Genomic DNA, 20,821 nt, shown 5'->3' with positions numbered 1-20,821 from the left:
GAGCATGACGGTGTCGTTGCCCGACCCCAGGGTGAACGTGTCATCGCCCTGGCTGCCATAAACCACATCTGAAACTTTCGATTTGCTAAGATCGACATTCCAGCCGATCCCCTGGAACAAGGCGGAGAAATCGCTGAATTGCTGCTGAAAGTCCGTCTCGGCGATTGCGTTGTAGACCGCGTCGGCATTCAGACTGAGACCGGAGATCTCGAAATCCTGCTGTCCGCGGCCAACCGTGATGCTGGTGACGACACCGCTGTTCATATCCAGGTTCGAACCGTCGAAATCTGCAAAAAGCTTTGGGCCTGTCTGAGATACGACTGCGATCTCGGGGGCATTGCGGGTAAAGGTCGCACTGCTGTTGAAGAGCAACTGGTAAATGTCGCCGAGAAAACTGGTTCCCTCGTCCAATCCCTGCGATGCTACGGTTACGGTGACCATTTCAATCCCCTCCTGACAGTCGCTGCAATGGATAGCCCTACTACAGCACTTCGCGCGATGTTGCTATGACAGGATTGTGGCTCCACCACCGATTGTGGCGGTCCAGATCCGAGCCCTCATCTTGACCATATCCATGTCGCTCGATGGTTTTGTCAGCGGCCCCTCAGGGCGAGACCGAATGGATATTTTCAGGCGGCCAGGAGGCGATTGCCTGGAAGGTGGGGAATGTTTGGAATGCCGGGCTGCATATCATGGGCAGCCGCGCATTTGCCTGCATGTGCCGGAACACATTCCAGGCAACAGGGCGCCGTCATCCTGCCGATGGACGCCGCCCGCCAAACTATTCCGGCAAACCCAGCATCCCTGCGCCTTCTGCGAGCCGGTCGGCGAGTGCCGGCACCATGCCGATCTCGAAGGCGACGCGCAGCCGAAATCCCGGTTCCAGCTCGAGCAGTCGTTGCGCAACCGACGCTGCTTCCTGCTTGCGCCCTGCGAGCGCCAGCGATGCGGCCTGAAAGAAATAGAGCGAGCTGAAACGGGGATTTGCCTGCACCGACTTGGCAAAGTGCGATGCCGCGTCATCGTAACGCGTCTCCTGCACGGCCGCCGCTCCGAGCGAGCAATGCGCGATGAACGCCAAAGGGTCGAATGGACTGAGCCGCAACGCACGTTCGGCATGGGCGATCGCGGCGTCGGGATTGCCGGTAATAGCGTTGATATACGATCCGAAATAGAGCGCCGTGGCGCATGAGGCGTTGAGCGACAAGGCGCGCTCGAGCGCGCTCAACGCGGTCGTGCGGTCTCGTCCCAGTATTGCGAGCGTAAACGCGGCGATCGCCAATGCCGTCGCGTCGTCGGCGCCGCTGGCGATCACGGCGCGCGCATGCCCGACGCCTGCGGCTTTATCGTCCTCGCCGAACCCGCCGCGGGTGAAAAAGATCTCATGGCACCAGGCGAGCAGCGCGTGCGCCGCAGCGTAATCCGAGTCAAGCCTGAGCGCTTCCTCGAGAAGCCCCGCGGCGATCCTGGCGTCGGCAGGCATAACTGTTGCCATGTGCGGCACGGCGCGCAGATAGAGGTCGTAGGCATCGAGGCTTTCGGGGCGCTTTTGCCGGGAGCGTTCGATTTCCGAGCGTTGCAGGCTTGGCTCGACGATGCCGACCACCTGGTCGGTGATCTGGTCCTGCAGCGCAAAAACATCCTCCACCGCACCGTCGTAATGATCGGCCCACAGATGCGTCCCGATCTCGGCCTCGAGAAGCTGGGCACTGATGCGCAGGCGGTTTCCAGCCTTGCGGACGCCGCCTTCGAGAACGTAGCGGACGCCCAGTTCGCGCCCCACCTGCCGCACGTCCACGGCCTTGCCCTTGTAGACGAAGCTTGAATTGCGGGCGATCACGAACAGCCATTTGATCCGCGACAGGCCGGTAATGATGTCTTCCACCATGCCATCGGCAAAATATTCCTGCTCCGGATCGCCGCTCATGTTCTGGAACGCCAGCACGGCGATCGAAGGTTTTTCCGGCAGGGAAAGCCGCGGCGCAGCCATCTCCTTGGCAGCCACGGCCAAGGACGCGGCCGGCTTGGCCTCGGCCGGCACGCCGACCTGCAGCGAATAGACGCGGACCGGATCGGCAATGTTCTTGAGCTGTATTTCGCCGCGATCGTTGATCGCCAGATCGAGCCTTGCCTTGACCTGCCAATAGGCCTGCTCGGAAAGACAGATATTGCCGGGTTCGCAGATGCCTTCGAGACGCGCGGCGATGTTGACGCCGTCGCCCATCAGGTCGCCATCGTTCTCCTGCACCACGTCGCCGAGGTGAATGCCGATGCGGAACTCGATACGGCGATCGTCCGGCACCCCGGCATTACGCTCGATCATGGCGTTCTGCACTTCCATGGCGCAGCGGACGGCCTCCACGACGCTACCGAACTCCACGAGGCTTCCGTCGCCGGTGCGCTTGACGATGCGGCCGCGATAGACCGCGATGGTGGGATCGATGAGATCACTGCGCAGCGCCCTGAGCCGCGCCAGAATGCGATCTTCGTCCGCACCGGCGAGCCGGCTATAGCCGACAACGTCGGAGACCAGGATCGCTGCTATCTTGCGCGTCTCACTCATGCCGGCCCCCATATCGCTCAACAATTAAGCACGACTAGCGCCGCTCGTCTCGAAAAAAGCAACGGTTCCAAACGAAGGGAGGCTCCAGGGCACCCCGTCGGCTGAAACAATGGTTGGTGAGACTATCTCAATGGCCCAATCTCTGTCCCCAGACCGCCGCGAGGCGATTGCTTGCGCAACAACGTCTACCCTGATCGTGGGGTGCGGCGCTAAGCAGTTGCGGCTAACTATTGGAGTTCGATGGAGGAGGCGACAATGACCTCATGGCGATGGCAGAATGGCAGCGGTGACTTCGACGACACCGATCATTGGACCGATGGCAGTCCTGACGACAAGGGTTTTCCGGGCGCCGGCGACGATGCTCTCATCGATAGCGATGTTACAGTCACCGCCGATGGGCAAACCGTCAAAATCCTGACTCTCGACGAGGGTGCGACCGTCACCGGGGGGCTGTCGGCCAGTACGATACAGGGTATCGGGCTCAGCGGAAGCCTGAACGGTGGCGTGTTCACGGCGACGACCGTCCAGAGCGTGACATTCGCCGGCGGGACACTCAACGCGACAACGATCAATGCGGGCACGCTCGCCGGAGGGCATGTCGATGCCGGCACGCTCAGCAATTTCAACATCAGCGGCGCGCATGTCCATGCCGACAGTATCGGCGGCTTCGGCGGGTGGATCAGCGATGGCAGCCTCGACGTGGACGCGTTCGTCTTGAAAAAAGACATGGACCTCGAGATCGACGGCGGTACCGTGACGGCGGCCACTTTCAGTGTGGTCGGCAACAGCCGCAGCGCCGGCATGGACATGGGCGGGGGCACCATGACCGTCGCCGGTGCGGCTTCGCTCATCGGCGACTGGGGCGACATCCTGGTCAACGAGGGCGCGACGCTGGAGCTTCAGGGCGGGTTCAAGCTGACGGCATCGCGCAACAGTTTTGAGGGCAACCTGGCGGCGAAGGGCGGAGAGATCGTCACGGACGGCCGTGCCGTCGTCGACATGGCCCACAGCCATCAGCAGGGCGGCGGCCTGTTGGTGGATGGCGGCACGATGAAATTCACCGGGACGCTGACGCTTGGGCAGAAGCAGCAGGGCGACCTCGACGTCCAGGACTTCGGCAAGGTCAGCGCATTCAACCTTGTTGCCGGCAGTGCGGCACATGCAAGCGGTGACATCGATGTCAACGGCAGTGCATTGTCGTCCATAGGTACGGTCACTCTCGGCGTCAAAGGCCAGGGCTCGCTATCCCTGGAACAAGGCAGCGCAGCGAACCTGAAGAATCTGGTTCTGGGCGCCGAGACTGGCGGCAGCGGCAGTGTCAGCGTTTCCGACCAGTGCAACCTTCATGTCACGAAGACAACCAGCGTCGGCGAGAACGGCAAAGGCTCAATCAATATGCTTGGCGGCCACCTCGACGGCCGCGAACTCGTCCTCGGCAGCTCGGAGGACAAGGCGAACGGCAAAGGCAGCTTGTTGGTGACGGGCGATGCCGACGCCTCCTTCAGGGACGTCTCGATCTGGAAGAATGGCAGTCTGTCGGTGAGCGGCCTTTCTTCTGCAGTTCTCGACTTTGTCACGATCGAGAAGAATGGCCGCCTGTCGGTTTCCGACAATGGGACAGGGGCCTTCAACTTCGTCACGGTCTCGAAAAGTGCCAGCATGTCGGTGAGCGGCGGCTTGATGCGCGTATCCGCCGCCCTCGAAGGTGATGGCGAGGTCACGATCGGCAAGGCCGGCAAGTTCATCCTCAACGCCGAGGACAAGACCGTCGACATCAGCTTTGCCGCGGGCAGCAAGGGAGCGCATCTAAGCCTCGGCAAATCGAATTTGATGGATGCCACGATAAAGGGCTTTACCGAGGACAACAGCATCTTCATCGGCGGCCTCGACAAGAACGCCGGGATCCAGGTCGTGGCCAAAGGTGCGAACACGGTCGTCTCTATCACCGATCATGGCAAGGACGTCGGCAGCCTGACATTCGCGGGTCATTATGCCAAGGCAAGCATGCAGCTGAGCGCATCCGGTGTACTGACGACGACGACGGCGAATGAGCAGTCTGGCGCAAAGGCCGATCCTTCCGGTGGCACGTCAGGAACCGACCATCTCCACGGCAGAACCGCATCCCATATGCTTGACGGCGGCGGTGGCGCGGAGACGCTGAGCGCTGCGGCAAGTCATGACAGCTTCGTTTTCGACGGCAAGCTTGGCGCCAATGCCGACACCATCCTCGACTTCAACCCGGCTGTCGACCATCTCCAGCTCGACAGCACCGTCTTTGCGGGGCTGACGCCGGGCAAACTCTCTGTCGAGGCTTTTGTTGAAAACGCGAACGGCAAGGCTGAAGCCGGCCATGCGCAAATCATCTATGACAGAGAGAGCGGGGATTTGTTCTACGACGCGGACGGCAGCGGAGGGGCGCATAGCGTGCACTTTGCCACGCTCGCCGCACACCTGCATCTGACGGCATCGGACTTCATCGTGATGTGACGCGTGCCGAACGGCTTATGGCCATTTGAGCGCCGCTATTGCGGAGCCTGACCCACTTTGATGTCCTCTTTCATCTCGGCGACAAGCGAATCCCATTTGCCGTCGTCGGTCTTGCGGTGGATGTCGTTGATCACAGGCTTGCCGTCTTCGGTGATCACATCGAATTTCAGCTCGTTGAACTTGGCTTTCTGGGCGGCATCATCGAAGCAGGCCATAAGGCGGAAGCGCGCGTCGACCACCGTCATGCCATCCTTTTCGTCTTCGCTCTTGACGCTGATATCCTGGAGCGGACAGCCGTCCTGGCTCGACGTGATCACGTCGTAATCGAAAGGTGAGTCGCTGCCGTCGAGAGCGGGATATTTCGTTGCTTCGCGATAGACCTTGGCAAAACTTTTGCTGAAATCCCGGTCGAGCTGGTCGAAATAGCCGGGTGTGTTGTTGTTTTCCGTCGTGGCCCAGGTTGCTTTGGCGAGATCGATGATCCGCTGCACGGGATCTGCCGCGGATGCGGCATAGGCGCTGAGCGGCAGCAGTGCCGCGATGACGGTGAGCGCGATCTTCTTCATGTCTTAGGCTGCTCCTTGTTCAGGTCCCGACCTGGACTGCTGGCGGGCGTATCTTTCGTCCTGCGGCGGTTCGCCGTCATTTGGATGACTGATATGACGGGCTTGCCGTCCGTTTTAATCACCTCGAAATGCATGTCCGGGACAGAATTCTTGTTCGGGTCCCTGACCGCGGTGTCCAGGACTTTCAATCGGTGGGAGCGATGGCACGCCTGCAGCAGGAATGGTCCACGGCCTCCACGTGGCCAGCTTCGTTGATTTGACTGAAAATTCGAGCCAGCCCGGCGCACGACCTTCGGCGGGCGGAAACGCCGTATTTGGCGAAAATCGGCTTTGAATCGATTTAGAAAACGTTTGCGCAAACGTATCGATGGTGCTAGCGTGTCTATGGTGGTGGAGGCCATCGAGGGTGACCGGGAGGATTTAATGATGTCGGTTATGACAACGGCGAGGCCATTGGCGCGCTGATGGTCACGATTGCGAAAGTTGCAGAACTCGCCGGCGTTTCGGTTTCCACCGTGTCGCATGTCCTGAACAAGACTCGCTTCGTGTCGGACGAAAAGGTCCGGCGAATCCAGGATGCCATCGAGACGGTCGGCTATATCCCGAACACCCTGGCGCGATCGCTCAAGATTTCGTCGACGGGCACTGTGGGCCTTGCGATCTCGGCGATTTCGAACCCCTATTTCAGCGACGTGATTTGCGCTGTCGAGGCGGAATGCTCGCGACGTGATCTTACGGTGTTTCTCTGCGATACGCAGGACGACCCCGCGCGCGAGCTGGCGATTGTCCGGCAACTGCACCAGCGCCGTGTCGACGGCATCATCCTCGCCCCTTCCGCCGAACCGCAGAAGTCTCTGGACTATCTCTTCGAGCGCGGCCTGCCTTGCGCGCTGGTCGACCGATTGCCTGACGAACGGTTCGACCAGATCGGCACCGACAATGCCGCAGCGATCACCGAACTGGTCGATCACGCGGTGTTTTTCGGGCATAAGCGCATCGGATTCATTGGCGGCCAGCCGGGTTTCACCACGACAAAGGAGCGCATTTCGGCTTTCAATGCCGCGGTCGAGGCTCGCGGGCTGACCGTCCTGCCGCATTTTATCCGGGACGGCAGCAGTACCACCGCGGACGCGGCGCAATCCGCCGATATCCTGCTGTCGCTGCCGGAGCCGCCCACCGCGATCATCGCCGGCAACAATCTGGCGATGATCGGGCTGATGCGCACCGTTCGCGAGCGGCAATTGCATGTGCCGTCGGATCTATCCGTGCTGGGCATCGACGATTTCGAATGGGCCGACTATTTCGAGCCGCGCCTGACGCTGATGGCACAGCCATGCGCTGAACTCGGCCGGCAGGCGGCGGATCTGCTGATCAGGCGGATCGCGTCCCCGGAGAGACCGCCAAGCACGGTTCGCTTGAAGCCGGCATTGCGAACGCGCCAATCCTGCGGAGTTCCGAAATGAGCGAGCCTTTGCTTTCCGTCATCGGCGCGGTCAAACATTTCGGCGGCGTCCAGGCGCTTCGCGGCGTTGATTTCGATGTCAAGGCCGGCGAGATCCATGCCTTGCTGGGCGAGAACGGCGCCGGCAAGTCCACCCTCATGAACCTGCTGTCCGGCGTGCATGCGCCGGACGAGGGTACGATCCGCATCGATGGCCATCCGGTGCGGTTTGCGAGCCCGCGCGATGCGCAGGCCGCCGGCATCGCCACGATATTCCAGGAACTCGATCTGGTGCCCAGCCTGGACGTGGCCTCCAACCTCTTCCTCGGCCGGGAACTGATGCGCCCCGGCGGCATGCTCGACAGGGCGGCGATGCTGGCAGAGGCGCGCAAGCGGCTGCAAGCGATCGACCTTGCGATCGATCCGGCACGGCTGGTCTCCGACTTGCCGATCGGCCAGCGTCAGGTCGTCGCCATCGTCAAGGCGTTGTCCTACGCGTCGCGGCTGCTGATCATGGACGAGCCGACCGCAGCGCTGACGGTCAGCGAGGTCGAGCGCCTGTTCACCATCATGCGCCGCCTGAGCGCCAGCGGCGTCGGCATCATCTATATTTCGCACCGGCTGGAGGAAGTGCCGCAGATCGCCGATCGCGTCACCGTGATGCGCGACGGCCAGGTTTCCGGCATTACCGGTCCGCAGGCGCCGCAGGCGGAACTGGTCAGGCTGCTTGTCGGACGGCCGCTTGAAGAGCTCTATCCGAAGCGGGCGACGGGCGTCGGCAAGCCGCTGCTGCATCTCAACCAGGCGAGCTTTCGGCAGCGGCGCGCCGCACCGGGCTGGCAGGCTCCGGATGAGATCAGCCTCGATGTGCATGCCGGCGAGATCGTCGGACTTGCGGGCCTGATGGGCGCCGGGCGGACGGAATTGCTGAGCGCGCTCTACGGTCTCGGCCCCTCCGGCCACTGGCAGGGCCAGGTCGAGATCGACGGCAGGCCGGTCAAGCTGAAATCGGTCGCGGCGGCGCGCAGGGCGGGCCTCGCTTTCGTCACCGACGATCGGCGCGGCAGCGGCTTGATGCTGCGCATGGCGGTGGGTCTCAACCTCGTCATGTCGATCATCCGGCGCATTTCCCCGAACGGCCTGATATCCAAGCGACGCCAGGCCGAGGCGATCAAGGCGTCGTTCGCGCAGTTCGACATCCGGCCGCGCAACAGCGACATCGCGGTCGGTGCGCTGTCCGGCGGCAATCAGCAAAAAGTGGTGCTGGCCAAGGAAGTGCTGGGCAATCCCCGCCTGTTGCTGCTCGACGAGCCGACACGCGGCGTCGATGTCGGTGCGAAGGGCGAGATCTATGCGCGCCTGCGGCAACTGGCCGGCGATGGCCTCGGCATTCTCGTGGCATCGAGCGAAATGCCCGAATTGATCGGCCTCTGCGACCGCATCGTAGTGCTGCGACAGGGCCGGAACGTAGCGGAATTCAAGGGCGGCGTCGACGAGCACACGGTGCTCGCCGCTGCAAACGGCAGGGAGGCCTGATGTCTGAACAGAATACCACGATTGACGGTCCCGTTGCTGCCCCGGCTCGGCGTCGCGATCCGCTCGCTTTGGTCGTCCGGTTCCAGAGTCTGATCGGACTGATCCTGGTGATCCTCGGCGGCATTATATTCTCGCCGCAGCGGCACGGAAAAATCATTTTTCTTGCCCCGGACAACGTCGCCAACATCATCCGCGCCGTTTCGGAAACCGGCATTATTGCGGTCGGCATGACATTCGTCATCATCACGGCGGGTATCGACCTCTCGGTCGGCGCGGTCCTGGGGCTTTCGAGCGTAGTGACCGCGATAATGATGGTTTCCGGCGGCTTCGGCCTCATCGCCACCATTGTCGCGGTGCTGCTGATGGGAACCGTGTTCGGCCTGATCCAGGGCGCGATTTCAAGCCGTTTTCGCCTCGAGCCCTTCATCGTCACGCTTGCCGGCCTGCAGGCAGCGCGTGGACTGGCGCTGATGGCTTCCAACAACCAGTATATCAACATATCCTATGGCGACGGACCCGGTCTTGCTCCGCCGATTTTCGCCGTGCTCGGCGAGCGGCTGTTCAGCAATGTCGTGCCGGTGGCGACCATCGTCTTCATCGTCTTCGCCGGCATCGCGACGCTGGCGCTCAACCTGACGCGCTTCGGCCGCTATGTTTTCGCCGTCGGCGGCAACGAGCGGGCGGCGCGCATATCGGGTGTGCCGGTCTCGGCCATCAAGATCGCCGTCTACGCGATCACCGGCTTTGCCTCGGCTCTCGCAGGCATCGTCCATGCCGGCCAATTCAATTTCGGTAGCGCCAATGACGGCATGGGCTACGAACTGACGGCCATCGCAGCCGTGGTCATCGGCGGCACCAGCCTGTTCGGCGGCGCAGGCTCGATGGTGGGCACAGTGGCCGGCACGATCATGCTCGGCGCGCTCGCCAACATCCTGCAGCTCAACAATATCACGCCTGCGATGCAGTTGCTGGCAACAGCGGCGATCATCGTGCTGGCGGCCGTGCTTCAATCCCTCGTTCGTCGCCGCGAGGGATTGGGGAGGTAGTGCCAGGCGACGGTATCCAAGCTTGAGGAGAGGCCCGGACGGGCCTAAACGGAGGAGATAGATATGGACAGGAAAGCAGGCAAATTTCAGCGCGGTTTCCAGCTCGTGCTTCTGGCAGGGTCCTGCCTGGCAATCGCGGGGACCGCTTATGCGGCAAATCCGCTCGTCAAGGCTTGTGCCAAGGACGGCAAGTTCGTCATCGGCTTTTCGCAAGCCAACAATGCCGAACCTTATCGCCAGCATGTGAATGACGAACTGACCGCCGCCGCCAAGGACGTGCCGCAATTCACGCTGCAGATCGCCGACGGTGCCGGCAATGTGAACACCCAGACATCGCAGGTCGACAATTTCATCACCCAGCAGGTCGACCTGCTGCTGATCTCGCCCTTCGAGGCAGCACCGCTGACGCCCGCCGTCAAGCGCGCCATGGACGCCGGAATCCCGGTCATCGAACTCGACCGCAAGACCAACGGCGATCCGGGCAAGGACTATACAGCTTTCATCGGCGGCGACAACTACAAGATCGCTTTTGCGGCCGGCCAATACACGGCCAAGACGCTTCTGCCCGAGGGTGGCGAAGTGGCGGTGCTGGAAGGCCTGCCGAGCTCCACGCCTGCGGTCGAGCGGCTCAATGGCTTCAAGGACGGCGTGAAGGGCAATACCAAGATCACCATCGCCGCCGAACAGGCTGCCGACTGGCTGCCGGACAAGGCGCAGACGGCCTTCGCCGCCATGCTGCAGGCACATCCCGACATCAAGATGGTCTATGCCAGCAACGACATGATGGCTGCAGGCGCGCTGCTCGCTGCAAAGAGCGCCGGCAAGACCGTCAAAATCATCGGCACGGATGGCCTCCCCGGACCTGCAGGCGGCATCAAGGCCGTCGCCAAGGGCGACTGGTCGGCGACGTTCACCTATCCGACCGGCGCCAAGGAGGCGATCGACATGGCCAAGTCGATCCTTCTGGATTGCGCCACCACGGTGCCGGCAACGGTGACGGTCGACACGACCGCGATCACGGCGGAAAATGCCAAGCAGCTCGACAAATAATCTTGCGGGGTGGGCAGGAATTTCCTGCCCACCCGTTACCCATTGCTTGCGTGATGTGCCGGCGGCGCCAAAGCCGTCGGTGTCGCGCGCGCCCGCTTGATGCCCGGGAATTTCCAGGTTTGAGATGACGATATGCACTCATTGCATGGGTGATTTGAGTTCCATGCGTCTACTGCTGTGTCAGGCTGATCCCCAGATATTGGTCATCAAGACGCCGGGCCGAATGAACGGAAGCCGACGTCAACCGAACCCACGAAAGGGGATCATCATGAGCGTCGTCCGCACCGTCAACAACTGGATCAACTATCGCCGCGCCGTTACCGAACTCGGCCGTCTCAGCAGCCACGCGCTGCAGGATCTCGGCATTACCCGGGAGCAGATTCCGGTCGTCGTCCGCGCCACGCTGCGGTAAACGAAGCCCAATTCAAAGCAAAACGCCCGCTGACGAAGCGGGCGTTTTGCTGTCTGCCGAAATGACCCCTATGGCATAGACTATGCCTCGATGAGGCGTTCGCCACGACGTCAGCCGATCAAAACCGGTACTTTGTGGCGGCACGAGCCGCTCGCTGCCTCTTTCCGGAATTCCTATGGACTGCTACAACCCTCGGGACGGCGCCGTTTGCCGGCGCTTGCTCTTTAGGAATCGGGACGCCTTTTAACATGAGAGGACAACCATGATTCTGTTGCTTGCATTGCTCATTGGTGTGGTTGCGGCTGCCGGCGTCGTCCTGATCGCGATGGCCGCGCCATGAGGCAATTCGAGGCGATCTTCATCGGCGCCGGCCAGGCCGGGCCGTCCCTTGCCGTACGCATGGCCGCGATGGGCCGCAAGGTGGCGCTGATCGAACGCAAGTTTGTCGGCGGCACCTGTGTGAATGCCGGCTGCATGCCCACCAAGACACTGGTCGCCAGCGCCCGGACCGCGCATGTCGCCCGCCGCGCCGCCGACTATGGGGTGCTGCTTGCGGGTGGCGTCGGCATCGACATGAAGGCGGTGCGCGCCCGCGCTGCAACCGTGACACTCAATGCTCGCAACGGTCTCGAATCCTGGTTCGCCGGCATGGATACGATGACTGTCATCCGCGGGCAGGCTCGCTTCGAAGCACCAAGGATAATCAGCGTGAACGGCGAGACGCTGACCGCGCCGCAGATCTTCTTGAATGTCGGGGCGCGGCCTTCGATCCCGGATTTCCCTGGCCTCGCCGAGGTGCCCTATCTGACGAGCACGACGATCATAGAACTTGACGTCCTGCCAAGACACCTCGCGGTGATTGGCGGCAGCTATATCGGGCTTGAATTCGCCCAGATGTACCGCCGGTTCGGCGCCGAGGTCACGGTGATCGAGCGTGGCACAAAGCTGGCATCGCGCGAGGACGAGGATATCTCCGATGCCATCGCCGACATCATGCGCAATGAAGGCGTTGCCGTCCGCACCGGTGTCTCGGATCTGTCCTTCGCGAAATCCGCGGACGCCATTGCCGTTAGCGCCAATGGCGAGCGGATAGTCGCAAGCCATGTGCTTGTCGCTGTCGGCCGCAAGCCCAACACGGACGATCTCGGGCTGGATGCTGCCGGTATCGAGACCGACGCACGCGGCTTTATCAAGGTCGACGACCGGCTTTCCACCAATGTCGAGGGCATCTGGGCGCTCGGCGATTGCAACGGCCACGGGGCCTTCACCCATACCTCTTATAACGACTTCGAGATCGTCGCCGCCAATCTGCTCGATGGAGGCGACCGCAAGCTCAGTTCACGAATACCGGCCTACGCGCTTTATATCGATCCGCCGCTCGGGCGCGTCGGCATGACCGAACGCCAGGCGCGGGAAACGGGTCGGCCGATACTCGTTTCGACCCGGCCGATGAGCCGGGTCGGGCGGGCGGTGGAAAAGGCCGAGACCCAGGGCTTCATGAAAATCGTCGCCGACGCGGAAACGAAGCAGATCCTTGGTGCGGCGATCCTCGGCATCGAGGGAGACGAGGTGATCCACGGTGTCATCGATGCGATGAATGCCCGTACGTCCTATGATGTGCTGCAATGGTCGGTGCCGATCCATCCGACAGTGTCGGAACTGCTGCCGACATTGATCGGCGATTTGAAGCGCATTGGCTGAAATAGATAGCCGCGCTACTGGACAGAGTTTGATCGGGAACACCCTGTGCGCAACCGATCGGAAACGAGTTCATCCGCCGCTCCATTAAACGAAATGCCGCGCTGAGGGGAACGAGACCGCGTCTTCCGCCGCTGCTTTGCGCATGTCGTCTCGCCGATGGCGTCAAAATCAAGGTCTAGCGATAGGGCAAATTGACGCACAAGGAGAGTTATTTTCAGATTGGCCGAACTTTAATGAATCTCTGGCGTCATGTTCAAAAAATGCAATGTATGGCATTATGCGAAGATGCTTGAGGAAGCTCTTGATGCGCGCGAGGGCGGCGAGATAACCGTTTGAAGATACTTATCAAATCCTGTGATCTTGGCTTCGAGAGCCTCACGCCGGACATTGCGCCCTCAGGAAAATTTGTGGTGCTCAAGACGAGTTTCTTGCCAAGCCCATCAAACAGGCATCGCGGGACTGACATCTAACTGTCACAAAAGCTTCATGTGACGGGAGTAGGTCGCCCACGGACACCGGAAAAGGTGCCGGGTATAAAATTCCCACGATCCAGGAGAGAATCCGTGAGCTTCATCAGGAAAATCGTCGGCGGCGCTGCCGTCGTGGCCGTCAGCGTCTCGCTGGCCGGCGCAGCCTTCGCAGCCGACATCTCGGGCGCAGGTTCGAGCTTCATCAATCCCGTCTTCGCCAAGTGGAGCGTCCAGTACAAGAAGAAGACGGACATCGCCCTGAACTATCAGTCGATCGGTTCGGGCGGCGGCATCAAGGCCGTCGAAGCCAAGACCGTGACCTTCGGCGCGACCGACAAGCCGCTCAGCGACGAAGATCTCACCAAGAACGGCCTTACCCAGTTCCCGATGATCATGGGCGGCATCGTTCCGATTTACAACATCGACGGCGTCAAGCCGGGCGAACTGATCCTCGACGGCAAGACCCTTGCCGCGATCTTCCTCGGCCAGATCACCAAGTGGAACGACCCGGCCATCGTCGCCCTGAACCCGAAGCTGAAGCTGCCGGAACAGGCGATCGTCGTCGTTCACCGCTCGGACGGTTCGGGCACGACCTTCAACTTCACCAATTACCTCTCGAAGGTCTCGGCTGACTGGAAGGACAAGATCGGTTCCGACAGCGCCGTCGAATGGCCGCTCGGCCTCGGCGCCAAGGGTTCGGAAGGCGTTGCCAACACCGTCAAGCAGACTGCTGGCGCCATCGGCTACAACGAATTCGCCTATGCTATCCAGAACAAGATCAGCTTCGCCCGCATGGTCAACCATGACGGCAAGGTCGTGAAGCCGTCGCTGGAAGCCTTCGCTGCCGCCGCTGCCAATGCCGATTTCGCCGGTGCCAAGAACTTCCACGTCATCATCACCGACCAGGCTGGCGCCAAGAGCTGGCCGATCGCTGCTTCGACCTGGGTTCTGATCCACAACAACCCGGACGATGCCGACGCTGCCAAGGAAGCCCTCAAGTTCTTCGCCTGGGCCTATAAGGACGGCAAGGCGACTGCCAAGAGCCTCGACTACGTTGCTATTCCGGAAAGCATCGTCAAGCTCGTCGAAGCCTCCTGGAAGAAGAACATCATGAAGGACGGCAAGTCCATTTACTAAACCGTGAAAAAGGGGTGGGCATTCGTTGCCCGCCCCGCTTTTCCGCCCTGGATCATAGTCGTCAATTCAAGGTACATGCCTGTGGTTTCCGTCGCACCAGAGACTATTCCTTCCTCCCTCGCCACCGAAGAGAACCGCTCCGGTCGCCTCCGGATGCAGGACTCCATCTTTGTCAACCTGACATGGCTGTCCGCCGTCATCGTCGTGCTCGTCCTGTTGGGCATCCTCGTTTCTCTCGTCGTGGAAGCCTGGCCGGCCTGGAACCAGTTCGGCATCTCCTTTCTCTGGAACGAGCGCTGGAGCCCGTCCAAGGATATTTACGGCGCCGCCGCCCCGATCGTCGGAACGCTGGTGACTTCCGTCATCGCCATGATCATCGCCGTGCCGGTCAGCTTCGGCATCGCCATGTTCCTGACCGAAATCTGCCCGCCGGCGCTCCGCCGCCCGATCGGCACTGCGATCGAGCTGCTCGCCGGCATCCCGTCGATCATCTACGGTCTGTGGGGTTTCTTCGTCCTCGCGCCGATCCTGCAGAACGATGTCTTCCCGGCTCTGAATGCGACCCTGGGCCAGGTGCCGCTTCTCGGTGCGCTGTTCTCGACCAGCCCGGCGAATACCTTTTACGGCTACACAATGTTCACGGCGGGCGTCATCCTCGCCATCATGATCATTCCGTTCATCACCTCGATCACCCGTGACGTCATCAGCACCGCCCCGGTCATGCTGCGCGAATCCGCCTATGGCATGGGCATGACGACCTGGGAGGTGATGCGCAATATCGTTTTCCCCTATACCCGTCTCGGCCTGGTCGGCGGCGTCATGCTTGGCCTCGGCCGTGCGCTTGGCGAGACGATGGCGGTCACCTTCGTCATCGGCAACTCGCATTCCATTACATCCTCCCTGCTGCTGCCCGGCACGACCATTTCGGCTGCGATCGCCAATGAATTTGGCGAGGCGACCAGCGACCTCTACACGTCGAGCCTTGTCGCACTCGGCCTCATCCTGTTCTTCATCACCTTCACCGTACTTGCGCTGGCGAAACTCCTCATCGGTCGCGCGGAAAAGTTCTGAGCTCAGCCATGTCTCTTGCTTCACGCCGTTACACAACCAACAAAGTCGCCATCGCACTGTCGATGGTGGCCACCGCCTTCGGCCTGTTCTTCCTCGCCGCGATCCTCTTCACGCTGCTGTGGAAGGGCTTGGCGGCTATCGACTGGAGCCTGTTCACCGAGGAGACGCCTGCGCCTCCCGGTGACGATGGCGGCGGTCTGTCAAACGCGATCTTCGGCTCGTTGATGATGACGTTGATCGGCATCGTCATTGCAACGCCGATTGGCCTGATGGCCGGCACCTACCTCTCCGAATATTCGCGCGGTTCCAAGATCGGCGAAGCGGCGAAGTTCATCAACGACGTCCTGTTGTCGGCCCCGTCGATCATCATCGGCTTGTTCATTTATGGCCTGCTGGTCGTGCCTTTCGGCCACCAGTCGGCCTGGGCGGGTGCGGTGGCGCTGGCCGTGATCGCCGTGCCGATTATCAACCGCACCACGCAGGACATGCTGGCGCTGGTGCCCAACGCCATGCGCGAGGCAGCGGCAGCACTGGGCGCTCCCCGGTGGAAGGTCATGGTCTCGGTTGTTTGGCGCTCTGCCCGCAGCGGCATCATGACCGGCGTGCTTTTGGCCGTCGCCCGCATTTCCGGCGAGACCGCGCCGCTTTTGTTCACCGCCGGCAGCAACCAGTTCTGGTCCACCAACCTCAACAATTCGATGGCCAATCTGCCGGTCGTAATCAACAACTTTGCCACCGGCGGCTACGATGCCCTGCAGCGCCTCGCCTGGGGCGGTGCGTTGCTCATCACCGTCACGATCCTTATACTCAATATCGTCGCCCGCTGGTTCGCTGGCCACCGCTCTGCCTGAAGAAGGAAAAGGGATATGAACATGTCCGATACATCCCGCGACCTCGAACTGCATCCGACGCTGTCGAGTTCCATTCGTGAGGCCGAACAGCCGGTCAAGCTCGAAGTCAAGAACATCCGCTTCAAGTACCAGAACGGTCACGAGGTGCTGAAGGGTGTCAATATGCAGATCCGCGACAAGACGGTGACCGCCTTCATCGGCCCGTCGGGTTGCGGCAAGTCCACGCTGCTCAGGACCTTCAACCGCATGTACGATCTCTATCCGGGCCAGCAGGTCACCGGCGAGATCCTGCTCGACGGCCACAATATCCTCAACAAGAACGAAGACCTGAACCGCCTGCGTTCGCGGATCGGCATGGTGTTCCAGAAGCCGACACCGTTCCCGATGTCGATCTATGAAAACATCGCCTTCGGCATCCGCCTCTACGAGAAGGTCTCCAAGGCCGAAATGAACAGCCGCGTCGAGGCTGCTCTTCGCGAAGCGGCCCTCTGGGATGAAGTCAAGGACAAGATCCACCAGAGCGGTCTCGGCCTCTCCGGCGGTCAGCAGCAGCGCCTCTGCATCGCCCGCGCCATCGCCGTCAAGCCGTCGGTGCTCCTGCTCGACGAGCCGGCCTCGGCGCTCGATCCGATCTCGACCGGCAAGATCGAGGAACTGATTTCCTCGTTGCGCTCGGACTATTGCATCGCCATCGTCACGCACAACATGCAGCAGGCGGCCCGTACCTCGCAATACACCGCCTTTATGTATCTCGGCGAACTGGTCGAATTCGACAAGACCGACAAAATCTTCAGCGCGCCCACCAATCCGCGCACCGGCGACTATGTGACCGGCCGCTTCGGCTGATCAACAACGTCTGTTCAAAAAAATACCCCTTCGTCCGGCTGGACGAGGGGGTATTTTTATGTGGCAAATCCGAAATACTTCAGGCCCGCGCATCCGGCCCGATGACCCAATGCTCGGTGAAGGCCAGCGGGAAATTGTACCGCGTCTCCACCAGCGTCGGGTCGGCCGGCAACAGCGCATCCGGCGAGTTTTTGAAGGCGCTGTCGAGCGCCGCCGCATTTTCGAACCAGAGATGGATCGCCGCATCGAAACGCGGCTCGCCCACCATATACCAGCCGTCGCGCGTGGTGCAGACGTCCTGCCGCAGCAGGCCCGGCAGGTTCTTTGCCCTCTCGGCCTGTTCCGCCGGATAGCGTTTGCGGAAATCGTCGCGCTTCAGGCCCTCGGCGCGGCGGATGAAGGCAAACAGCTTGACTGCCCCGGCCGGTGCCGTCTCACCCATCCTGTCGAGAATGGTATGCGCGTCGGTGTCGAGCACCTGCGAGTTCCAGAACGCCGCCCAATTGGGTTCGTCCAGTCGTGCGCCCTGCAGGAATTCGGGCGTCTGCAGCGAGGCCAGCTGCTCCTCGTCGTTCCGCAGCCAGATTTCCGCCATGCCGCTCCACAGCGGCGCGCCAGTCTGACCGGCCCAATCGACGCGCAAGTCGATCTTATAGCGCTTGATCTGCGGGATCTTGGACGCGAATTTCACCGCATGTACGTTGAGCCAGTAGTCCTGGAATGCAGCCTCGCTCATCCCCGGTTTGGGGCTTGCGACGATGTGCTGATGGATCATGAGAGCCTCCTTGGATGGGCATGGCCGGGGGAAAGCCCCGGCCGGCATGGAAAGGCGGATCGCTAGACTTTGTAGTGCTTCTTCACGTCATCGGCGAAGCCAAGATAGTCGCGCAACGGCCAGACGACCTCGAATTCGAGATATTCCTTCATCGGCAACCGGCCGAGCGCGGTGCGGTCGAGTTCCTCGGCGCTCGGAACGTCGACGACGGCGATGACACGCTTCTGGGCCGCGACCTTCCAGATGCCCTTGACCATGCCGCTGTCGATGGTTTCCTTGGCGTGATCAGCCTCGGCCGACTCGACATCCCACAGGTCCTCCAGCGTGATGCGGCCTTCGTAATTCCATCTCATCTGCACGTAGAACAGCATAGCGTGTTTCCTTCTTCACGATTGCGCATTGAACCGCGCCGCGATAGCGCGGGTGGTCGGGTGGTCGTCGCCGAATGTCCGGCGGGCGAGGTCGAGGGGCGTCAGCCCGTCATGGCCGGGGCGGTCGACACGGGCGCCGGCGGCGACGAGAATGTCGGCACATTCGGCATAGCCATGCCAGATGGCGTCATGTAGGGGCGAATAACCATTCGACGCGCCCTGGAAATCGAGGTTGACGCCTGGCGAATGCGCCAGCATGCGGGTGATCTCGACATGTCCGTTGTAGACCGACTTGTGCAGCGGCACCGCCGTGAAGGTCGGCTCGACGGCATTGACGTCGGCGCCGGCAGGCAGCAGCACGGCGACAATGTCCGCCTTGCCCTCGCGCGCCGCGACATGCAGCGGCGTATGGCCATTGTTGAAGCTGCCGGTGATCGGCGCCCGCTCGTTGACATCGGCATCGTCGGCGAGCGCGGCTTTGACGCCGTCGAGGTCGTTGGCGACCACGGCTGCCATCAGCACCTGATCTCTAACCGCCTTCTCGTCACGGGCGCGGCGGGCGTCGAACAGCTGCTTGATCGCCTTGAAGGCATCGGTCTGCGCAGTGTTGACTTTCTCCTCGTAGGCGAAGTGGTCGTCGAGCGAGAAGCCATAGCTCGATATCACTTTCAGCGACGCATTGTTGTCGAGGAGGAAGCCTGTGACATCGACCGCACCGAACCAGATCGCATCCATCAGCGGCGTATGCCCCGTGGTCGCGGCGACAGAATCGACGAAGGCGCCGGCTTTCACCAGCGCTGTGGCGATCGGCAGCGATCCGGCCTGTGCGGCCTTGTGCAGCGCCGTGGCGCCGCCGCCGCCATCGGAGAAATTCACATTGGCGCCGTGGGTGATCAAAAGCTCGACCATGTCGGCAAAGCCGCGGCAGGCCGCCATCATCAGCCCGGACAGGCCGCTGTCCTTGTCGACGGCGTCGGCATGCACGCCCTGGCCGAGATAGAGTTTCGCCGCGTCGAGATCATTATGTCCGACGGCGGTGATGAACCGTGCCGGCAGGTCGGCGGCGAGCGCTGCGGTTTCCGGATCGGGATCGAAGAAGGACTGCCAATGCACGATCCGGCCGGCTTCGTCGAACGTGAAAAGATGCAGGCTGTGGATGTCGAATTCGCGACCGCTATCGATCAGCCGCTCGCGCGAATGCATCTCCGCATAGCCATGCCTGCCGGAGGCAGCAGACGCGAGGATGTCGAGCGCGACAGTCTCGACCACCTTCGCCCGCTTGCCAAAACCGGCAAGCACCGCCTCCTTGCCTTCGGCCTTGCCGATATAGGGAATGATCGCATCCCATTCATCCGACGGCGTCTCGAAGACCACGCCGTCGGCGAGGCCGGCGACGACTGCCGCACCGTCATTGTTCTTCATCGCCTCGAGCCAGGCTTTGAGCCGAGGCGCGTTATGCGATCCATGGTGACCGGTCTTTTCCGCGCCTGTCATGAGGCATCTCCCTCGATCGCTTTCAGGATCGGCGAGGGGTCGGTATAGGATTTCCAGCGGACGATTTTGCCGCTACGGATCGTCAGCCACTGGATGAATTCGATCTCGAACTTCATGCCGGTTGCCTTGACCCTGGAAATCTCGTGAATGATGCCAGCGGCCTCTTCGCCGTCAACGATGAGCTTCACCAGTTCTTCCTTCTTGACGTCGCAGACGCCGGTGAAGATCTTCAGCGTGTCGACGACGGCAGCAGGTCCGTGCACGGTGCCGATCCAGGGCATCTCGTCGTTATAGCCCGGCAAAATCTTATAGTTGATCCATTCGACATTCGGGTCGAGGCAGGACAATGCCTCTTCATAGCGTCGGTGGGTCAGCGCATCGAACCATTCGGCGGCGATGGCGCGGGTCTGATCGGTGGTGGACATGGCGGACTCCAGGCGTCAGGAAAGGCGGGCGATGATTGCGGGGGCGAGCAAATGGGCGTGGCCGCCGGTGCGCGCGGTGATCAGGTCACCGTCCTCGACCAGGTCCTCATCGACATATTGCGCTCCATAAGCGATGGCATCGCCGTAAAGGTTGGGATGGCAGGTCAGTTTGCGACCCCTGACCATCGACGTATCCGGCGCGCAGAGCCAGAGGCCATGGCAGATAATGCCCTTGATCACGTTGGGATTGTCGAAGGCCCGCTTCAGGAAGGCACTTGCCGGCGGCATTTTCTTCAGATCGTCGGTATAGCGCAACCGGTCGGCCACTATACCCGACGGCACGATGACGCCGGCGAGGCCGGCTACATCCAGTTCCTCGAAACTGTCGTGGCATTCGAATGGCGCATGATATTCATGGCCCTTGAAGGTGATGCTCGGCTGGCCCCAGAGCCGGGTGACGAAGCGCGCCTCGATACCGGCTTCCTGGAAGCGGTAGTGGTAGTACCAGATCTCGTGCTCGTAATAGTCCGACTCGATCAGAATGGCGACCGTCTTGGCCATGTGCTTGCCCCTCAAATT

At 61.5% G+C, this 20,821-nt stretch carries 19 protein-coding genes; 11 read left to right on the top strand and 8 right to left on the bottom strand.

Annotation, left to right across the window (positions count from 1 at the left end):
• Both AC1DYF_RS26685 and AC1DYF_RS26680 read right to left on the bottom strand, forming a co-directional pair.
• The coding region (locus AC1DYF_RS26685) for a hypothetical protein (protein WP_477880114.1) at nucleotides 1–441 on the bottom strand (441 nt) is incomplete at its 3' end.
• 340 nt (nucleotides 442–781) lie between these two features.
• On the bottom strand, nucleotides 782–2,563 hold the full coding sequence (locus AC1DYF_RS26680; protein WP_477880112.1) for an adenylate/guanylate cyclase domain-containing protein: 1,782 nt from the start codon (nucleotides 2,561–2,563) through the stop codon (nucleotides 782–784).
• 255 nt (nucleotides 2,564–2,818) lie between these two features.
• Between AC1DYF_RS26680 and AC1DYF_RS26675 the strand changes: the two genes are divergently transcribed.
• On the top strand, nucleotides 2,819–5,050 hold the full coding sequence (locus AC1DYF_RS26675) for a hypothetical protein (protein WP_477880110.1): 2,232 nt from the start codon (nucleotides 2,819–2,821) through the stop codon (nucleotides 5,048–5,050).
• Nucleotides 5,051–5,085: 35 nt separating this feature from the next.
• On the opposite strand, the gene AC1DYF_RS26670 is transcribed toward AC1DYF_RS26675, so the two are convergent.
• Nucleotides 5,086–5,616, bottom strand: a complete 531-nt coding sequence (locus AC1DYF_RS26670; protein ID WP_477880108.1) for a hypothetical protein — start codon at nucleotides 5,614–5,616, stop codon at nucleotides 5,086–5,088.
• Between the two features lie 464 nt (nucleotides 5,617–6,080).
• On the opposite strand from AC1DYF_RS26670, the gene AC1DYF_RS26665 reads away from it, so the two are divergent.
• The 10 genes from AC1DYF_RS26665 (at nucleotide 6,081) to pstB (ending at nucleotide 17,177) form a co-directional block, all read left to right on the top strand.
• Nucleotides 6,081–7,079, top strand: a complete 999-nt coding sequence (locus tag AC1DYF_RS26665) for a LacI family DNA-binding transcriptional regulator (RefSeq protein WP_477880106.1) — start codon at nucleotides 6,081–6,083, stop codon at nucleotides 7,077–7,079.
• Entirely contained in the window at nucleotides 7,076–8,593 is a 1,518-nt protein-coding gene (locus AC1DYF_RS26660) for a sugar ABC transporter ATP-binding protein (RefSeq protein WP_477880104.1), read from the top strand. Before AC1DYF_RS26665 ends, AC1DYF_RS26660 begins: the two co-directional genes overlap by 4 nt.
• Nucleotides 8,593–9,639 carry an ABC transporter permease gene (locus tag AC1DYF_RS26655; RefSeq protein ID WP_477880102.1) on the top strand — a complete coding sequence of 349 codons (1,047 nt, stop codon included), beginning with the start codon at nucleotides 8,593–8,595 and terminating at the stop codon, nucleotides 9,637–9,639. The genes AC1DYF_RS26660 and AC1DYF_RS26655 overlap by 1 nt, the downstream gene beginning before the upstream one ends.
• A gap of 63 nt (nucleotides 9,640–9,702) precedes the next feature.
• Nucleotides 9,703–10,689 (top strand): substrate-binding domain-containing protein, encoded by a 987-nt coding sequence (locus AC1DYF_RS26650; protein ID WP_477880100.1) that lies wholly within the window; start codon nucleotides 9,703–9,705, stop codon nucleotides 10,687–10,689.
• A gap of 268 nt (nucleotides 10,690–10,957) precedes the next feature.
• A complete protein-coding gene (locus AC1DYF_RS26645; protein ID WP_477880098.1) occupies nucleotides 10,958–11,101 on the top strand; it encodes a DUF1127 domain-containing protein in 144 nt (47 codons plus the stop codon).
• 336 nt (nucleotides 11,102–11,437) lie between these two features.
• Nucleotides 11,438–12,802, top strand: coding sequence for an FAD-containing oxidoreductase (locus AC1DYF_RS26640; RefSeq protein ID WP_477880096.1), 1,365 nt, complete (start codon nucleotides 11,438–11,440; stop codon nucleotides 12,800–12,802).
• 563 nt (nucleotides 12,803–13,365) lie between these two features.
• The gene (gene pstS / locus AC1DYF_RS26635; RefSeq protein WP_477880094.1) at nucleotides 13,366–14,409 is read left to right on the top strand and encodes a phosphate ABC transporter substrate-binding protein PstS; all 1,044 of its coding nucleotides are present in this window, start codon (nucleotides 13,366–13,368) and stop codon (nucleotides 14,407–14,409) included.
• A gap of 75 nt (nucleotides 14,410–14,484) precedes the next feature.
• Entirely contained in the window at nucleotides 14,485–15,480 is a 996-nt protein-coding gene (gene pstC / locus AC1DYF_RS26630) for a phosphate ABC transporter permease subunit PstC (protein ID WP_477880093.1), read from the top strand.
• Nucleotides 15,481–15,488: 8 nt separating this feature from the next.
• Nucleotides 15,489–16,331, top strand: a complete 843-nt coding sequence (gene pstA, locus AC1DYF_RS26625; protein ID WP_477880091.1) for a phosphate ABC transporter permease PstA — start codon at nucleotides 15,489–15,491, stop codon at nucleotides 16,329–16,331.
• Nucleotides 16,332–16,352: 21 nt separating this feature from the next.
• Entirely contained in the window at nucleotides 16,353–17,177 is an 825-nt protein-coding gene (gene pstB, locus AC1DYF_RS26620; RefSeq protein ID WP_477880090.1) for a phosphate ABC transporter ATP-binding protein PstB, read from the top strand.
• A 79-nt stretch (nucleotides 17,178–17,256) separates the two neighbouring features.
• Here the strand turns inward: pstB and AC1DYF_RS26615 are convergent, their stop codons facing one another.
• The 5 genes from AC1DYF_RS26615 to AC1DYF_RS26595 all read right to left on the bottom strand — a co-directional run bounded on the left by AC1DYF_RS26615 (nucleotide 17,257) and on the right by AC1DYF_RS26595 (nucleotide 20,803).
• Nucleotides 17,257–17,952 carry an EthD domain-containing protein gene (locus AC1DYF_RS26615; protein ID WP_477880088.1) on the bottom strand — a complete coding sequence of 232 codons (696 nt, stop codon included), beginning with the start codon at nucleotides 17,950–17,952 and terminating at the stop codon, nucleotides 17,257–17,259.
• Between the two features lie 62 nt (nucleotides 17,953–18,014).
• Nucleotides 18,015–18,323 carry a muconolactone Delta-isomerase gene (locus AC1DYF_RS26610; RefSeq protein WP_477880086.1) on the bottom strand — a complete coding sequence of 103 codons (309 nt, stop codon included), beginning with the start codon at nucleotides 18,321–18,323 and terminating at the stop codon, nucleotides 18,015–18,017.
• Between the two features lie 15 nt (nucleotides 18,324–18,338).
• The gene (locus tag AC1DYF_RS26605) at nucleotides 18,339–19,817 is read right to left on the bottom strand and encodes an ankyrin repeat domain-containing protein (protein WP_477880085.1); all 1,479 of its coding nucleotides are present in this window, start codon (nucleotides 19,815–19,817) and stop codon (nucleotides 18,339–18,341) included.
• Entirely contained in the window at nucleotides 19,814–20,242 is a 429-nt protein-coding gene (locus tag AC1DYF_RS26600) for a nuclear transport factor 2 family protein (RefSeq protein ID WP_477880083.1), read from the bottom strand. The genes AC1DYF_RS26605 and AC1DYF_RS26600 overlap by 4 nt, the downstream gene beginning before the upstream one ends.
• Before the next feature lie 15 nt (nucleotides 20,243–20,257).
• Nucleotides 20,258–20,803 (bottom strand): DJ-1/PfpI family protein, encoded by a 546-nt coding sequence (locus tag AC1DYF_RS26595; protein WP_477880082.1) that lies wholly within the window; start codon nucleotides 20,801–20,803, stop codon nucleotides 20,258–20,260.
• Nucleotides 20,804–20,821: the final 18 nt, after the last annotated feature.

This window comes from Rhizobium sp. P2_G9 (assembly GCF_056403475.1).
This window is presented reverse-complemented; position numbering and strand designations above follow the sequence as displayed.

What these genes read in the sequence shown, in the direction of transcription:
- AC1DYF_RS26680 (WP_477880112.1), bottom strand. Translation starts at nt 2,563, where the DNA reads ATGAGTGAGACGCGCAAGATAGCAGCGATCCTGGTCTCCGACGTTGTC.
- AC1DYF_RS26675 (WP_477880110.1), top strand. Translation starts at nt 2,819, where the DNA reads ATGACCTCATGGCGATGGCAGAATGGCAGCGGTGACTTCGACGACACC.
- AC1DYF_RS26670 (WP_477880108.1), bottom strand. Translation starts at nt 5,616, where the DNA reads ATGAAGAAGATCGCGCTCACCGTCATCGCGGCACTGCTGCCGCTCAGC.
- AC1DYF_RS26665 (WP_477880106.1), top strand. Translation starts at nt 6,081, where the DNA reads ATGGTCACGATTGCGAAAGTTGCAGAACTCGCCGGCGTTTCGGTTTCC.
- AC1DYF_RS26660 (WP_477880104.1), top strand. Translation starts at nt 7,076, where the DNA reads ATGAGCGAGCCTTTGCTTTCCGTCATCGGCGCGGTCAAACATTTCGGC.
- AC1DYF_RS26655 (WP_477880102.1), top strand. Translation starts at nt 8,593, where the DNA reads ATGTCTGAACAGAATACCACGATTGACGGTCCCGTTGCTGCCCCGGCT.
- AC1DYF_RS26650 (WP_477880100.1), top strand. Translation starts at nt 9,703, where the DNA reads ATGGACAGGAAAGCAGGCAAATTTCAGCGCGGTTTCCAGCTCGTGCTT.
- AC1DYF_RS26645 (WP_477880098.1), top strand. Translation starts at nt 10,958, where the DNA reads ATGAGCGTCGTCCGCACCGTCAACAACTGGATCAACTATCGCCGCGCC.
- AC1DYF_RS26640 (WP_477880096.1), top strand. Translation starts at nt 11,438, where the DNA reads ATGAGGCAATTCGAGGCGATCTTCATCGGCGCCGGCCAGGCCGGGCCG.
- pstC (WP_477880093.1), top strand. Translation starts at nt 14,485, where the DNA reads ATGCCTGTGGTTTCCGTCGCACCAGAGACTATTCCTTCCTCCCTCGCC.
- pstA (WP_477880091.1), top strand. Translation starts at nt 15,489, where the DNA reads ATGTCTCTTGCTTCACGCCGTTACACAACCAACAAAGTCGCCATCGCA.
- pstB (WP_477880090.1), top strand. Translation starts at nt 16,353, where the DNA reads ATGTCCGATACATCCCGCGACCTCGAACTGCATCCGACGCTGTCGAGT.
- AC1DYF_RS26615 (WP_477880088.1), bottom strand. Translation starts at nt 17,952, where the DNA reads ATGATCCATCAGCACATCGTCGCAAGCCCCAAACCGGGGATGAGCGAG.
- AC1DYF_RS26610 (WP_477880086.1), bottom strand. Translation starts at nt 18,323, where the DNA reads ATGCTGTTCTACGTGCAGATGAGATGGAATTACGAAGGCCGCATCACG.
- AC1DYF_RS26605 (WP_477880085.1), bottom strand. Translation starts at nt 19,817, where the DNA reads ATGACAGGCGCGGAAAAGACCGGTCACCATGGATCGCATAACGCGCCT.
- AC1DYF_RS26600 (WP_477880083.1), bottom strand. Translation starts at nt 20,242, where the DNA reads ATGTCCACCACCGATCAGACCCGCGCCATCGCCGCCGAATGGTTCGAT.
- AC1DYF_RS26595 (WP_477880082.1), bottom strand. Translation starts at nt 20,803, where the DNA reads ATGGCCAAGACGGTCGCCATTCTGATCGAGTCGGACTATTACGAGCAC.